13 protein-coding genes are annotated in these 14,058 nt (G+C 65.3%); 5 read left to right on the forward strand and 8 right to left on the reverse strand.

All coding sequences use genetic code 11. The features are described from left to right. Nucleotides 1-2: 2 nt before the first annotated feature. Together QUV18_RS04370 and QUV18_RS04375 are read right to left on the reverse strand one after the other, a co-directional pair. Nucleotides 3-365 (reverse strand): MmcQ/YjbR family DNA-binding protein, encoded by a 363-nt coding sequence (locus tag QUV18_RS04370; RefSeq protein WP_300892211.1) that lies wholly within the window; start codon nt 363-365, stop codon nt 3-5. A gap of 4 nt (nt 366-369) precedes the next feature. Next, complete coding sequence (locus tag QUV18_RS04375) at nt 370-1,119, reverse strand: SDR family oxidoreductase (RefSeq protein WP_300892212.1); 750 nt, start codon at nt 1,117-1,119, stop codon at nt 370-372. 123 nt (nt 1,120-1,242) lie between these two features. On the opposite strand from QUV18_RS04375, the gene QUV18_RS04380 reads away from it, so the two are divergent. The 4 genes from QUV18_RS04380 (at nt 1,243) to QUV18_RS04395 (ending at nt 5,392) form a co-directional block, all read left to right on the forward strand. Beyond that, complete coding sequence (locus tag QUV18_RS04380) at nt 1,243-1,695, forward strand: isoprenylcysteine carboxylmethyltransferase family protein (RefSeq protein WP_300892213.1); 453 nt, start codon at nt 1,243-1,245, stop codon at nt 1,693-1,695. A gap of 121 nt (nt 1,696-1,816) precedes the next feature. After that, nucleotides 1,817-2,323: a phasin family protein gene (locus QUV18_RS04385; RefSeq protein WP_300892214.1), complete on the forward strand. Its 507-nt coding sequence runs from the start codon at nt 1,817-1,819 to the stop codon at nt 2,321-2,323. 46 nt (nt 2,324-2,369) lie between these two features. Beyond that, a complete protein-coding gene (locus QUV18_RS04390; RefSeq protein WP_300892215.1) occupies nt 2,370-3,944 on the forward strand; it encodes a Re/Si-specific NAD(P)(+) transhydrogenase subunit alpha in 1,575 nt (524 codons plus the stop codon). Between the two features lie 14 nt (nt 3,945-3,958). After that, entirely contained in the window at nt 3,959-5,392 is a 1,434-nt protein-coding gene (locus tag QUV18_RS04395) for an NAD(P)(+) transhydrogenase (Re/Si-specific) subunit beta (protein ID WP_300892216.1), read from the forward strand. A gap of 366 nt (nt 5,393-5,758) precedes the next feature. Here QUV18_RS04395 and QUV18_RS04400 read toward each other — a convergent pair whose 3' ends face one another. Then, nucleotides 5,759-7,540 carry a calcium-binding protein gene (locus tag QUV18_RS04400; RefSeq protein ID WP_300892217.1) on the reverse strand — a complete coding sequence of 594 codons (1,782 nt, stop codon included), beginning with the start codon at nt 7,538-7,540 and terminating at the stop codon, nt 5,759-5,761. A gap of 225 nt (nt 7,541-7,765) precedes the next feature. Here QUV18_RS04400 and QUV18_RS04405 point away from each other — a divergent pair, with 225 nt between their 5' ends. After that, complete coding sequence (locus QUV18_RS04405) at nt 7,766-9,046, forward strand: DUF3422 family protein (protein WP_300892218.1); 1,281 nt, start codon at nt 7,766-7,768, stop codon at nt 9,044-9,046. A 16-nt stretch (nt 9,047-9,062) separates the two neighbouring features. Here QUV18_RS04405 and QUV18_RS04410 read toward each other — a convergent pair whose 3' ends face one another. From QUV18_RS04410 to QUV18_RS04430, 5 genes are all read right to left on the reverse strand, one after another. After that, complete coding sequence (locus tag QUV18_RS04410; protein ID WP_300892219.1) at nt 9,063-9,848, reverse strand: GH25 family lysozyme; 786 nt, start codon at nt 9,846-9,848, stop codon at nt 9,063-9,065. A 2-nt stretch (nt 9,849-9,850) separates the two neighbouring features. After that, nucleotides 9,851-10,516, reverse strand: coding sequence for a DUF938 domain-containing protein (locus QUV18_RS04415; RefSeq protein WP_300892220.1), 666 nt, complete (start codon nt 10,514-10,516; stop codon nt 9,851-9,853). Nucleotides 10,517-10,651: 135 nt separating this feature from the next. Next, entirely contained in the window at nt 10,652-11,788 is a 1,137-nt protein-coding gene (locus tag QUV18_RS04420) for a sugar-transfer associated ATP-grasp domain-containing protein (protein ID WP_300892221.1), read from the reverse strand. A 217-nt stretch (nt 11,789-12,005) separates the two neighbouring features. After that, nucleotides 12,006-13,079, reverse strand: a complete 1,074-nt coding sequence (locus QUV18_RS04425) for a BMP family ABC transporter substrate-binding protein (RefSeq protein WP_300892222.1) — start codon at nt 13,077-13,079, stop codon at nt 12,006-12,008. A 52-nt stretch (nt 13,080-13,131) separates the two neighbouring features. Continuing rightward, nucleotides 13,132-14,052: an ABC transporter permease gene (locus QUV18_RS04430; RefSeq protein ID WP_300892223.1), complete on the reverse strand. Its 921-nt coding sequence runs from the start codon at nt 14,050-14,052 to the stop codon at nt 13,132-13,134. Nucleotides 14,053-14,058 lie beyond the last annotated feature (6 nt).

Genomic DNA, 14,058 nt, shown 5'->3' on the forward strand with positions numbered 1-14,058 from the left:
GGTCACTCCAGCACGATCCCAAGCTCGGCCCGCGCCTTCTTCGTAAGGTTGCGGGCCACCATGTCATAAGACGCCACGATATGATCGCGCAGGCTGTCATCCGACATTCCCTGCGCCTCGTAGACCTGCAGCCATTTCAGCCCGCGTGAGGCAAGATACGGGGCAGGGCGCACGCCCGGCTGGTCCTGCAATACCTCGTAGGCCAGCTCCGACGCCTTGAAGGTGAACGCATCCCGCCCCTCGTTCCATCCGCAGATGGCAAACACCTTCGGGCCCACCTTCCAGACATCCGCATCGCCCCACTGCACCACGTGATGCGTGCCGGTCAGCCCGCCGCAGAAGGCGTTGAACTCCTCCCGCGTCATGGGCTCAGCACTGGCCGCCCATGATCTCGATGGTCTGGCCGTTGATGCTTTGCGACCCCGGCCCGCAAAGCCACGTGACCGCCGCCGACACCTCTTCGGGTTCGATCAGGCGGCGGTGGCGGTTGGTGTGTACCATCATCTTGAGCGCATCCTCCTCGCTGATACCCGCCCGGTCGCGGATGGTCTCGACGTTGCGGCTGATGATGTCGGTATCGGTATAGCCGGGGCAGAGCGCGTTGAAGGTGATCGGCTGGCCGAGATAATCCTCGCTCAGGCTGCGTATCAGGCCGATCAGCCCGTGTTTCGACGCGGTATAGGCCGGTGCCCCCTTGAGCCCCCGGATCCCGGCGATGGAGGAAACGGCGATCACCCGGCCCCAGTCGGCCGTCCGCATCGAGGCCAGCGATTCCCTGATCGTCCAGAACGCCCCGTCGAGGTTGGTGGTCATCACCCAGCGCCAGAACTCGGTGTCGGTCTTGTGCAGGGCGCGCCCCTCGGCCACGCCGGCGTTGGGGATGCAGATCTGCACCGGTCCCCGCGCCTCGACCGCCTGCGCGATGCCGTCCGACACCGACGCCTCGTCGGTCACGTCCATCACCAGCGGGTGCAGCGTATCGCCCGCCGCCTCCTCCAGCACCTCGCGGCGGCGCCCGGTGATCGTCACCGCCGCACCCTGATCCGCCAGCGCCCGGGCGATGGCCAGCCCGATGCCCGTGCCACCCCCGGTGACGATTGCGTGTTTCCCGTCCAGCATCGCGGTCTCCTTCGTCCTTCTGTCGGGCGCCACCCTATAGGACAATCCCGGCGGAACAAGCCGGTAGCGCGCGACGTGCCGCATGGACAGCCGGACGCCGCCGCTTCATATGCTGCGCGCAGGATGTGGAAATGGATCGACATACCGCCCGTCTGGCTGGCCGGGTTCGCGGCGCTCGCCTGGTGGCAGAGCGCCCATTACCCCGTGGGGCTGGGCTTCGGCGGCGCGTGGGCCGATTTCGCCGGCGGCCTGCTGGTGGGCAGCGGGCTTGTGCTGGTCGCGCTGGCCTTTGCCGAGTTCCGCCGCCACAAGACAACCGTCATCCCCCATCGGGAGGCCGACCGCCTGATCCAGACCGGCATCTTCCGCCGCAGCCGCAATCCCATCTACCTCGCCGACGTTCTCATCCTCGCCGGGCTTATCCTGCGCTGGGACGCGGTGCTCTCGCTGCCGCTCGTTCCGGTCCTGCTCTGGGTGCTGGAAAACCGCTTCGTGATTCCGGAAGAGGACCGCCTGCGCCGCAAGTTCCGCGCCGAATTCGCCCGCTATTGCCAAAAAACCCGCCGCTGGGTCTGAAAAATGGGCCATTCAGGGAGTCGCATATCCGCGGGTATTGTGAAATAACGACCGTTGGACGAATAAAACCGTCACGCGCGCGGGAGGATGCGACGCGCGCCAGCGAACAGGGAGATGAGCCATGGCCGACAGCAAGAAATCCGGCAAGCAGACCCAGTCACCGATGGACCCGTTCGGGTTTTCACAGATGTTCCAGGAGTCGTTCAACATGTTCGACCCCGACCGCGTGGCCCAGATGTTCGACCCGCAGAAGGTCTTCGCCCAGATGCCGGCGATGCAGTCCGCGGGCATGGACATGAACGCCATCATCAAGAAGAACCAGGCCTCGTTCGAGGCGATGGTCGAGGCCAACAAGGCCGCCGCCGCCACCTACCAGGACATGCTGGAAAAGCAGATGGACATCTTCAACCGCATGACCGCCGCCGCGCAGGACGTGGCGAAGCAGACCGAAAGCCCGGTCAGCGCCGACGCCGCCGCGATGAATTCGAAGGTCTACGCCGAGGCCGCCGAGACCGCCTTCAACCTGATGCGCGAGATGGCCGAGGCGGCGCAATCGGCCAACCAGCAGGCCTTCGATCGCCTCAGCGGGCAGGTCGCTCAGGCCATGGACAACATGAAGAGCAAGTAACGCCGCGATTTGACAGCGTGCCTTTGACAGCAAGGGGAATGAGACATTGAAGATCGGAACGCCAAAGGAAGTTCTGAAGGGCGAGAACCGGGTCGCGATGACGCCGGACTCGGCGTTGCAGCTGCAGAAGCTGGGCTATGACTGCGCCATAGAAACCGGGGCAGGCGACAATGCCGGCTTCAAGGATGCCGATTACGAGGCCGCGGGCGTCGAGATCATCAAGACACCCGCCGCGCTGTGGAAGGCCGCCGATATCGTCGCCAAGGTGCGCGTCCCCACCGAGACCGAGCTGAAGCGGCTGCGCAAGGACCAGACGCTGATCACATTCTTCAACCCCGGCGGCAACGAAGAGGGGCTGGAACTCGCCAAGTCCAAGGGCGCCACCGTCATCGCCATGGAAATGGTGCCGCGGATCAGCCGTGCCCAGAAGATGGATGCGCTCAGCTCCATGGCCAATATCGCCGGCTACCGCGCGGTGATCGAGGCGGCCAACAACTTCCCCCGCCTGATGACCGGGCAGGTCACGGCGGCGGGCAAGGTCGCCCCCGCCCGCGTCCTGGTCGTCGGCGCCGGCGTGGCCGGTCTCGCCGCCATCGGCACCTCCACCTCGCTCGGTGCCATTACCTATGCCTTCGACGTGCGCCCCGAAGTGGCCGAGCAGATCGAGTCGATGGGCGCAGAGTTCGTCTATCTCGACTTCGAGGAAGAGCAGAAGGACGGCTCCTCCACCGGCGGCTATGCCGCCCCGTCGAGCCCCGAGTTCCAGGAAAAGCAGCTCGAGAAGTTCCGCGAGCTGGCCCCCGAGGTCGATATCGTCATCACCACGGCGCTCATCCCCAACCGGCCCGCGCCGGTCCTGTGGACCAAGGACATGGTCGAGGCGATGAAGCCCGGCTCCGTCATCGTCGACCTTGCCGCAGAGCGGGGCGGCAACTGCGAGCTGACCAAGCCGGACGAGAAGATCGTCACCGACAATGGCGTGACCATCGTCGGCTATACCGACTTCCCCAGCCGGATGGCCACGCAGTCCTCGACGCTCTACGCCACCAACATCCGCCACATGATGACCGACCTGACGCCCGAGAAGGACGGCAAGCCGGTCCATGACATGGAGGATGACGTCATCCGCGGCTCGACCGTCACCCACCAGGGCGAGATCACGTGGCCGCCGCCACCGCCCAAGGTGCAGGCCATCGCGGCCCAGAAGCCCAAGGAAAAGCCGAAGGAGCTGACCGCCGAGGAACGCCGCGCCCAGGAAGTCGCGGCCTTCAAGCAGCAGACCAAGAACCAGGTCACGCTGCTCGCCATCGGCGGCGCGCTGGTGCTGCTCGCCGGGCTCTACGCGCCGGCCAGCTTCATGCAGCACTTCATCGTCTTCGTTCTCGCCGTCTTCGTGGGCTTCCAGGTCATCTGGAACGTCTCGCACTCCCTGCACACGCCCCTGATGGCGGTCACGAATGCCATTTCGTCGATCATCATTCTCGGCGCGCTGATGCAGATCGGCTCGGGCTCGTTCATCGTCATATTGCTCGCCGCGCTTTCGGTCTTCATGGCCGGGATCAACATCTTCGGCGGCTTCCTCGTCACCCGGCGCATGCTCGCCATGTTCCAGAAGTCCTGAAGGAGGCCTGAGTAATGGAATTCGGATTTACCATTGCGGCCTATGTCGTGGCCGCCGTTCTCTTCATCCTCTCGCTCGGGGGGCTGTCGGGGCAGGAAAGCGCCAAGCGCGCGGTCTGGTACGGGATCGTCGGCATGGGGCTGGCCGTGCTGGCCACGCTCATCGGGCCGGGCTCGGGCCTGTGGCTGCTGTCGCTGATCCTCGTCGCCGCGGGCGGCGTGATCGGGGTCTATGTCGCCAAACGCGTGCAGATGACCGAGATGCCGCAGCTTGTGGCCGCCATGCACTCGCTGGTGGGCCTCGCGGCGGTCTTCGTGGGCTTCAACGCCGATATCGAGATCGGCCGCGTCATGGCGATGGAGGCCGACACCTACTCCACCCTCAAGGGCTTCGCGGCGCTTGTCGCCAAGAAGACGCAGGTGGAAATCAACATCCTGCGGGTCGAGCTGTTCCTCGGCGTCTTCATCGGGGCGGTCACCTTCACCGGCTCGGTCATCGCCTTCGGCAAGCTGGCGGGCAAGGTCAGCTCCAAGGCGGAAAAACTGCCGGGCGGGCACATGCTCAACGCCGGTGCCGCGATCATCTCGGCGATCTGCCTGATCTGGTACCTGAACACGGGCAACTTCTTCCCGCTCCTGCTGATGACGGCCATGGCGCTCTTCATCGGCTACCACCTGATCATGGGCATCGGCGGCGCCGACATGCCCGTGGTGGTGTCGATGCTGAACAGCTATTCGGGCTGGGCAGCGGCGGCCATCGGCTTCTCGCTGGGCAATGACCTGCTGATCGTGGTGGGCGCCCTCGTGGGCTCCTCGGGTGCGATCCTCAGCTACATCATGTGCAAGGCGATGAACCGCTCGTTCATCAGCGTCATCCTCGGCGGCTTCGGCAACGATGGCGGCCCGGCGGCGGAAATCGAGGGCGAACAGGTCGCCATCGAGGCCGACGGCGTGGCCAACGCGCTCAACGAGGCCGACAGCGTGATCATCGTGCCGGGCTACGGCATGGCGGTGGCCCAGGCCCAGCAGGCGGTCAGCGAGCTGACCAACAAACTGCGCGCCAAGGGCAAGACCGTCCGCTTCGGCATCCACCCGGTGGCGGGCCGTCTGCCCGGCCACATGAACGTGCTGCTGGCCGAGGCGAAGGTGCCCTACGACATCGTGCTCGAGATGGAGGAGATCAACGACGACTTCCCCGAAACCGACGTGGTGATCGTCATCGGCTCGAACGACATCGTGAACCCCGCCGCGCAGGAAGACCCCAACAGCCCCATCGCCGGCATGCCGGTGCTGGAGGTCTGGAAGGCCAAGACCGTCTTCGTCTCCAAGCGGGGGCAGGGCACCGGGTATTCCGGCATCGAGAACCCGCTCTTCTACAAGGACAACACGCGGATGTTCTACGGCGACGCGAAAGAGAGCGTGACCAAGCTGATCGGCCTGATCGACTGATCCGGCCGCGACCGGCATTGCGGGCACGGGGGCGAAAGCTTCCGTGCCCGTTTCGTTTCGGGGTGCGGTTTTTCGCCGGCAGGGGTGGCAATTCGTATATACATCGTATATCTAACGCATATGCGTCGCACAGCTTAACCAGCGGCGCCACATGAGGAAAGGACAGCACATGGCGAAGAAAGCCAAGATCAAGGCCCTCAAACAGGAAGTCGCCTCGCGCAAGAAGAAAGTCGCGCGCCAGGAAACCAAGCTGAAGAAAGCCAAGAAGGCCCTGAAGAAGGCCGCCTGAGCGGGTTTCGGCACCTGTCAGAGGAAGAGGCGCGGGGACCATCCCCGCGCCTCTTTCCCGTTCAGCCGTCCAACATCTCAGACGAAGGCGAAATCGTCGGTCGTCAGGTCCGCCACCCCGTCGAACCGGGCGATATGGCGCACGGTGACCTGCCCGGCGTCGAAATCCGCCTGGCTGGCGTAATCGACGTAATAAAGGTGCATCCCGTCATAGACGAAGGCGCTGTCATCCACCGAGTCGAACCCGAGATCGGCCAGGTCGCCGGTGTTCACCACCGGGCCCGAGAACTCTGCCGCGTCGAATTCCAGCGTGTCGGTGCCGGGCTCGAAGTCGCGGATCCGGTCCGGCGTGCCGCCGGCATAGGGCGCCACGGACGTCGTGTCGCCCTGCACCTGGCCCGGATGCTCGTCCTGCGCCACGAAAACGAAGGTATCGGCCCCGTCGCCGCCCTTCAGCGTGTCCGCGCCCGCGCGTCCGATCAGCGTGTCGTCACCGTCCCGCCCGATCAGCGTGTTGTCCTGCTGGTCGCCCTCGATGCTGTCGGAAAAGGCGGAGCCGTGGATGTTCTGTATCCAGCTGAACGTGTCGCCCTCGGCATCGCCGCCGGTATTCGGCCCCAGCGTCAGCGAAACGAAGACGGCGGCGTCCGAGGTCTTGTAGGTGACGGTGTCGATTCCCTCTCCGCCATGCAGGAAATCCGCCCCCGGCCCGCCGTTCAGCGTGTCGTTGCCGTTCCCGCCGTCCAGGAAGTCGTCGCCGGCCAGCCCGATCAGTAGGTTATCCTCGTCCCCCATGATGAGGCTGTCGCCGAACTGCGTGCCGCGCACCGCCTCGATCGAAATGAACGTGTCCCCGGCCGCCGCCCCCAGCATCTGCGGCGTGCGGGTGTTGACCGACACGTTCTGCGTTTCCGCGTGGTAGCTCACCATGTCGAAACCGTCGCCGCCGTCCATCACGTCAGCGCCGCGCCCGCCGATCATGGTGTCGTTGCCATCGCCCCCGGTCAGGGTGTCGTTCCCGTCCCGGCCGTGCAGCCTGTTGGCGTTTTCGTCCCCGGTGATGTCATCGCCATGGGCGGACCCCCGGACATTCTCGAAATTCGAGAACGTATCGCCTTCGGCAAAGCCGCCGCTGGCCGCCAGTGTCTCAAGGTTCACGGTAACCGCCGCATCGGACCCCGTGTAATCCAGCAGGTCGGTGCCATCGCCTCCGTCCAGGCTGTCCGCGCCGTCGCCGCCGTTGACGATGTCCGACTCGTCGCCGCCCAGGATCGTGTCGTTCCCGTCGCGGCCGAAAAGGCTGTTGCGCTGCCCGTCGCCGGTGATGTGGTCGTCGAAGCTGGAGCCCACCACGCGTTCGAAACCCGAGATCGTGTCGCCCTCGGCATCGCCGCCCGATGCCGAATTGGTGCCAAGGTCGATGGTGACCGCCGCCACGGAGGTGGAATAGATCAGCTTGTCGCGGCCCGCGCCCCCGGAAAGCACGTCCGCGCCGGGCCCGCCCCGGATGAAGTCGTTGCCGTCACCGCCCGAAAGGGTGTCGTCGCCCTCGCGGCCAAGCAGCCGGTTGGCACCGTCATCCCCGGTAAGCGTGTCGTCGAACAGGCTGCCCGCCAGTTCCTCGATCCCCGTCAGCGTGTCGCCTGCCGCGTCGCCGCCCGAGCCAAGGCCGGTCAGCAGGCTGACATCCACCGCTGCGGGCGAGTCGATGTAATCGGCCCGGTCGGTGTCACCCTCTCCGCCGTCCATCTCGTCGGCGCCAGCGCTGCCAAAGAGGGTGTCGTTGCCCGCAAGCCCCTCGATCGTGTCGGGAAGTATCGTTCCGTAAAGCGCGTTGTGGCCGGGGGTTCCGGTAATCAATGGCATCTCAATATCATCCAGCAAGACAGCGGCCGACGATGGCCTGAACCTTCATAGCACACATCCGGAAAAGTGGATTAAATTTTGTGCAGTTTGAAAACGGGCGCAGCCGCGTCGCGACGGCATACGATCGTATTCCGATAAGATATTGAATAAGCGAAGAAATCTGTTTTCATGGGGCGTCGAACCGCGTAGCCTGCCCCCGACACCACGAATTGCGGGCCCATGCCACCCATCAAGGATCACCCCCTCCGCTACGGCCTGGCGAACGAGCTGCACGCCCGCCCGTTCCCGGCGCTGAGCGTGCCGTCCACCGCCGTCTACCTTGCCATCAAGCAGGAGCACGGCGCGGCGGGCCGCGACCGGGCGGCCGACATGGCGCATCTCGTGGCGCTGCTCGACCGGCACGGCGCGCCGCATCCCCAGCCGGGCGCCACGCATTACTCCGGCGCCATCGGGCGGCATACGCTCAAGTGGGAAAGCCATACCGAGTTCGTCACCTACACCGCCTTCTCCGAGGGGCAGGGCAAGCGCCCCTTCGACCCGGCGGATTTCGAGGTCTTCCCCGCCGACTGGCTGGCCGAGGCGCCGGGCCTGCGCATCACCTCGGCGCTGATCCGCATCCAGCCCCTCAAGGATGACGAGGCGCTGGGGGCGGACATCGCCGAGTGGTTCGTGCCCGACAGCGTCGCCGTGGCCCGCGTGCTCGACAACGCCGCCGTTATCGCGGGCGATTTCCGGATTGACCCGGCGGGCCACCAGCGCCTGCTGATCAGCGTCTCGCCCGAAACCGGCCCCCGCCGGGTGGGCCGGATCATGCAGCGCCTCTGCGAGATCGAGACCTACAAGTCGATGTCGATGCTGGGCTTCTCCCGCGTGGGCGAGCTCAGCCCGCGGATGGGCGAGCTGGAAAACCGGATGCGCGCCATGATCGGCGACATGACAGGGGGCGAAAAGAAGGCCGAGGAAACGCTGCCCGACCTGCTCGACATCTCCGCCGAGCTCGAGGCGATGGTGGCGCAAAGCTCCTTCCGTTTCGGCGCGACCGAGGCCTACGAGACCATCGTCAACCAGCGCATCTCGGTCCTGCGCGAGGATCGCTTCAAGGGCCGCCAGACCTTTGCCGAGTTCATGATGCGCCGCTACGACCCGGCCATGCGCACCGTCCGCTCGGCCCAGGACCGGCTGCGCGCCATGGCCGACCGCGCCCGCCGCGCGGGCGAGCTTCTGCGCACCCGCGTCGACGTCGAGCGCAGCGCCCAGAACCAGGCGCTCCTGGAAAGCATGGACCGGCGCGCCGACCTGCAGCTCCGGCTGCAGAAGACGGTCGAGGGGCTGTCGGTGGTCGCCATCAGCTATTACGCCGTGTCGCTGGCGGGCTACCTGCTCTACCCGCTGACGGGCGTGCTGGGTGTCAGCAAGGGGCTGATCACCGCCGCCGTGACCCTGCCGGTCGTCGCCGCCGTCTGGCTGCTCGTCCGCCGCATCCGCAGGAAGTTCCACTGATCCGGCAGGCTGCCCGCTACTGCTGCCGCAGCCCGACCCATTGCGCCCAGGCCTGCCGCGACCCGGCAAAGGCGTTGAGATCCACATCGCCCTTCAGGCCCGGAACGAGCCCCGTGCCGCTATACTGCCAGAAGCTCCAGCGCTGGCCGGGATAGACCTGGTCGAGGGGCCTCGCCACCGACCGCAGCCAGAATTCCTCCTGCGTCAGGCGGTGAAGCCCGGCGTCCTTGTAGAATTGCGGCGTCGTGTAAACCACCGGGCGCTGGCCATAGTGCCGGTGCAGCATGTCGAGGAAGATCTTCATTTCGCTCCGGACAACCGAGCCTGCCGGACGTTTCTGGCAGGTGGGCGACATGTGGTTCCACTCCATGTCCAGAACCGGGGGCAGGGCGCCGGCCTGACGCGGCACGTTGCGAATGAACCATTTCGCCTGCGTCTCGGCATCGGTGCAGAAATAATAGAAGTGATAGGCCCCGCGGAGCACCCCCGCGCGCCCCGACATCTGCCAGTTCCGCGCGAACTCCGAATCCAGGAGGTCGCCGCCTTCCGTCGCCTTGATGAAGGCGAAGTTGACCCCGGCCCGCGCCGCCGCGTGCCAGTCGACCGTGCCCTGGTAACGGGCCACGTCGATCCCGTGCACCGGGTAGCGGCCCGGCGCGTCGCGCCCGAAATCCACCGGGTCGCGATCGTCGAACTCCGCCGACCGGACCGAGATCACGCCCCCCTCGGCTCGCGCCGCGCCCGGCAGGGCAAGGTCCGTCAGCAGGATCAGCGAAAGCAGCGAAGCGGCAAGGCGGGGCATGGTCAGGTCTCCGGGGCGCGGTGGGCGACGAACGCAAGGTTGTTGGCGGGCATCTCGACCACGTCGACAAGCGTCAGCCCAGCCTCGTGCAGCCAGTCGATGGTGGTGAAATCGTCCTTGTAGCCCACGTCCGGGTCACTGGCCCGCAGGCTGGCGTCGAAGCTGGCATCGCCCTCCGACGTGGCCTCGCCGTCGCGCAGGAAGGGGCCGTAAAGGACGAACCGCCCGCCCGGCGCCAGCGCCCGCGCAACCTCGGCAATGATCGTCCGCGCCTCTTGCGTGCTGATCAGGTGCAGCAGGTTCACCAGCACGACCAGGTCCTGCCCGCCATGCTCATTGGCCCAGCCGGGCGCGGTGGCATCGAGCGCGATGGCGGCACGGATATTCGGCAACCCCTCCGTCGCCGCCCAGGCGTCGATACTGGCCCGCCGCTCGGCCGCGATCTCTGTCGGCTGCCAGGTCAGCCCCGGAAACGCCCGCGCGAAGGCCAGCACATGCTGCCCGGTCCCGCTGGCAATCTCCAGCGCCCGGCCTTCCGCCGGCGCATGGGCGCGCAGCAACGCGGTGATCGGCCCGGCATTGCGCAACGCCGACGGCGCCGAGAGCCGCGCATCGCCTCCCGGCTCGGCGACCGAGGCAAGTTCTGCAGGCAGGTGTCGTTGCGGCATGAAGGTTCCCCCGGTTGACTGTTCAGGATAGCCGGGGCCGGGACATTTTCAAGCGGTTCGAAAGCAATCAGGGCCCGACAAAGCGGTCGGCCTTTTCATTTCCGGGGGACTTTGCGTGACCTTTGGTTCGCGCGATCAAACCCTGCGCGAACCGAGACCACGAAACGCCTCACGCATTTCCTCGGTAAAGAAACCTTGGCCGGTTGCAATCTGCGGAAGCTCGAAAGCACCGCCCCAATTGAACTCGATCTCGATTGGGCCGTCCTCGGTGATGGCGATGTCCTGGGTCTGGTACTTGACCGGGTAATGCATCTCGGCCACGCGGGCGTTCAGTTGCAGCACCTCCCGCCAGTGCGGCAAGCGTTCCCCTATGATGTCCTTGCCGGTCTCCGGATGCACCTCGTGGCGGACCAGATCGGGGCCATCACGTCCGACAACCGTCAGGACTTCGCCCGTCTCCACGTCAAGTTGACAAACAAGGTTTCCCGCGCGCCAGAAATTGTCCGCGTCGTTTTCCTTCGACGGCAGTTTCAGGATCGCATGCGGCGTCCAGAGCCGATCGTCCCGCCAAATGTTGACCATGCGCACCGTTGCGGTCGTGGACGTGTATTGTTTGAGAAACGGGTGGTTCTCGACAAAACGCTGGATCAGGAAAACATGCGATCCGACGTATTCACGAAGGAAATCCTCATAAAGTATAGGGGATTTCCCTTTCATGTGGATGTGCGTTTCGTCCGCCCCGGTGATGACGCTCGCACCAACGCTCCAGCGGCCGTTATTGTACTTGCAGAAAAGCGGAAACCCCTGTTCCCGGGTTAGAAAATCGCGCAGCGCGTCGGCCGATGAAAGCTTGACGCCGCCCTGGTACCGCCGCGGGCTGGTGTCGATGACCGCCAGGGTCTCGGGCTGAGGGGTGCCGTCGCGTCCGAGGAACACGGAACTGAGCCACTTGTCGCCCGCAACGTCAAACCATCCGTAATCGTTGAACTCGTACACGATCTTCCCATGCATCGCGGCCGAGATGAACGCCTGCCGCTCGGCCTGGCTGTATCGTTCACGCTCGTAAAGGGCATAGAGAACATACTCGGACGGCTGCAGCTTCGCTTTGCCAAGCGAAAAGCTCATCATTTCGCGCCCGATGGAAAATGCGCCGCGCCCGCTGCGCCTGGCGGCATGCACGATCAGGTCCGGGGCAGAATACTTGTCCTTGGTTTCGAAAGCCTTCGTGTCGCTTTCGATGATTGTGCCGGTATCCATGGTTGCCGCTTTCATCGTCTCTCCGCCGTCTACATTGGAACAGGATGCGATCATCCGAAACCGTTTGGGCGAAAACATGTCGTTTCAGAGAAATATTCGGCCATCGACCGGGCCGGATTGAGCATCACTTGAAAATACCGGCCAAGAACGCAGGCCCCCGAAGGGTTCTCCCGAAAAGCAAAAGGCCCCGCCAACCCGGCGGGGCCTTCCCTTTCCTCGCGAACGAGCAGCCTTACTGCGGGATCTCCCCCGTCAGCCCTTCGACGTAGAAGTCCATGCCCAGCAGCGTGCCGTCATCCGCCGTCTCGCCCTCGGCCAGCCAGTCCGAGCCGTCCTGCTTCTTCAGCGGCCCGGTGAAGGGGTGGTATTCGCCATTGGCCATGGCCTCCTTCATCGCCAGCGCCTCTTCCTTCACCTCGGCCGGCACCGCGTCGGTGATCTCGCCGATCTCGACCATGCCCGGGCCGATCCCGTCCCAGGTCTGCTGGCTTTCCCAGGTGCCGTCCATCACAGCCTGCGTGCGCGCGATATAGTAGGGCGCCCAGTTGTCGATGATCGAGCTCACCCGCGGTTTGGGCTTGTACTCGGCCATGTCCGAGGCCTGCCCGAAGGTGATGACATTGCCGGCCTTCTCGGCGGCGGCCTGGGGAGCTGTCGAATCGGTGTGCTGCAGGATCACGTCGGCGCCCTGTTCGATCAGCGCGGTGGCGGCATCCGCCTCTTTCGCCGGGTCGAACCAGGTATAGGCCCAGATGATCTTGAACTGAACGTCCGGGTTGACCTTCTTCGCGTGGATATAGGCCGAGTTGATGCCGCGGATCACCTCCGGAATGGGGAAGGAGGCGATATAGCCGATGATGTTCGATTCCGTCATCTTGCCCGCGATATGCCCCTGCACGGCGCGGCCTTCATAGAACCGGGCCGAGTAGGTGCTCACGTTGTCGGCGGTCTTGTAGCCGGTGGCGTGCTCGAACTTCACGTCCGGGAACTTCTTGGCCACGTTCACCGTCGGGTCCATGTAGCCGAAGGAGGTGGTAAAGATCAGGTCGGCCCCCTGAAGCGCCATCTGCGTGATCGCCCGCTCGGCATCGGCGCCCTCGGGCACGCTTTCCTGGTAGACCGTCTCGACCTGGTCGCCGAAATGCTCCTCGATGGCCAGCCGGCCCTTGTCATGCTCGAAGGTCCAGCCGCCATCGCCGATCGGGCCCACGTAGATGAAGCCGACCTTGGTCTTGTCCTGCGCCACCGCCGTGGTGGCGAGGCCAAGCGCCAGCGCGGCGCCGGTGAGAAGTCTGGTAAGGGTCATTGAGGTCTCCCGTGTTGTTGGTGTCGTGTTCGTATTCATGTTGCCGTCTGCCTCAGGACGAGGCGTGGAAGACGCGGCCCAAGGATGCGGGCGCGCGGGATTTGTCCGCCGACATGATGACCAGCACGACGATGGTGATCAAGTAGGGCGACATCGAAAGATACTCCACCGGGATGGCGACCCCCGCGGCCTGCAGGTTGAGCTGCAGCACCGTGACCCCGCCGAAGAGCCACGCGCCCAGCAGCACGCGCCCCGCCTTCCAGCTTGCGAACACCACCAGCGCCAGCGCGATCCACCCGGCACCGGCCGTCATCCCCTCGGTCCACTGCGGCACGCGCACGAGGCTGATATAGGCCCCGCCGAGGCCCGCACAGGCGCCCCCGAACAGGATCGCCATCAGCCGCACGCGCACCACCTTGTAGCCCAGCGCATGGGCGGCATCGTGGTTTTCCCCCACCGCCCGCAGGATCAGCCCGACGCGGGTGTATTTCAGCGTGGCCCAGACGGCAGCCACCAGCGCCAGCGCGAAATAGACCATCAGGTCATGGGAAAACACCACGCGGCCGATGAAGGGCAGGTCGCTCAGCACCGGGATATCCAGCTTCGGCGTCGGCGGCGGCTTGATCCCGACATAGCCTTGCCCCATCAGCGAACTCAGCCCCAGGCCAAAAAGCGTCAGCGCCAGCCCGCTCGCCACCTGGTTGGCCAGCGCAAATTGCGTCAGCAGCGCGAAAAGCAGCGCCAGCACCGCGCCGCCCAGGGCCGCCAGCAGGAAGCCCAGGGCAGGGGAGCCGGTCTCGACCGACACGGCAAAGCCGCAGATCGCCCCGGTGATCATCATTCCCTCGACCCCGAGGTTCAGAACGCCCGAGCGCTCCACCACCAGCTCGCCGATGGCGGCCAGCAGGATCGGCGTCGCCGCGACAAGCAGCGAGGCCAGCAGAAGGGCAGGGTTGATCGAAGAAAGGTCCATTACGTG

Source organism: Roseovarius sp., assembly GCF_030373445.1.
Lineage (GTDB): Bacteria > Pseudomonadota > Alphaproteobacteria > Rhodobacterales > Rhodobacteraceae > Roseovarius.

Bases quoted from the DNA above. Each gene is read 5' to 3' on its own strand.
- QUV18_RS04375 (WP_300892212.1), bottom strand. From the start codon at position 1,119: ATGCTGGACGGGAAACACGCAATCGTCACCGGGGGTGGCACGGGCATC.
- QUV18_RS04410 (WP_300892219.1), bottom strand. From the start codon at position 9,848: ATGCCCCGCCTTGCCGCTTCGCTGCTTTCGCTGATCCTGCTGACGGAC.
- QUV18_RS04380 (WP_300892213.1), top strand. From the start codon at position 1,243: ATGTGGAAATGGATCGACATACCGCCCGTCTGGCTGGCCGGGTTCGCG.
- QUV18_RS04405 (WP_300892218.1), top strand. From the start codon at position 7,766: ATGCCACCCATCAAGGATCACCCCCTCCGCTACGGCCTGGCGAACGAG.
- QUV18_RS04420 (WP_300892221.1), bottom strand. From the start codon at position 11,788: ATGAAAGCGGCAACCATGGATACCGGCACAATCATCGAAAGCGACACG.
- QUV18_RS04415 (WP_300892220.1), bottom strand. From the start codon at position 10,516: ATGCCGCAACGACACCTGCCTGCAGAACTTGCCTCGGTCGCCGAGCCG.
- QUV18_RS04395 (WP_300892216.1), top strand. From the start codon at position 3,959: ATGGAATTCGGATTTACCATTGCGGCCTATGTCGTGGCCGCCGTTCTC.
- QUV18_RS04425 (WP_300892222.1), bottom strand. From the start codon at position 13,079: ATGACCCTTACCAGACTTCTCACCGGCGCCGCGCTGGCGCTTGGCCTC.
- QUV18_RS04430 (WP_300892223.1), bottom strand. From the start codon at position 14,052: ATGGACCTTTCTTCGATCAACCCTGCCCTTCTGCTGGCCTCGCTGCTT.
- QUV18_RS04370 (WP_300892211.1), bottom strand. From the start codon at position 365: ATGACGCGGGAGGAGTTCAACGCCTTCTGCGGCGGGCTGACCGGCACG.
- QUV18_RS04385 (WP_300892214.1), top strand. From the start codon at position 1,817: ATGGCCGACAGCAAGAAATCCGGCAAGCAGACCCAGTCACCGATGGAC.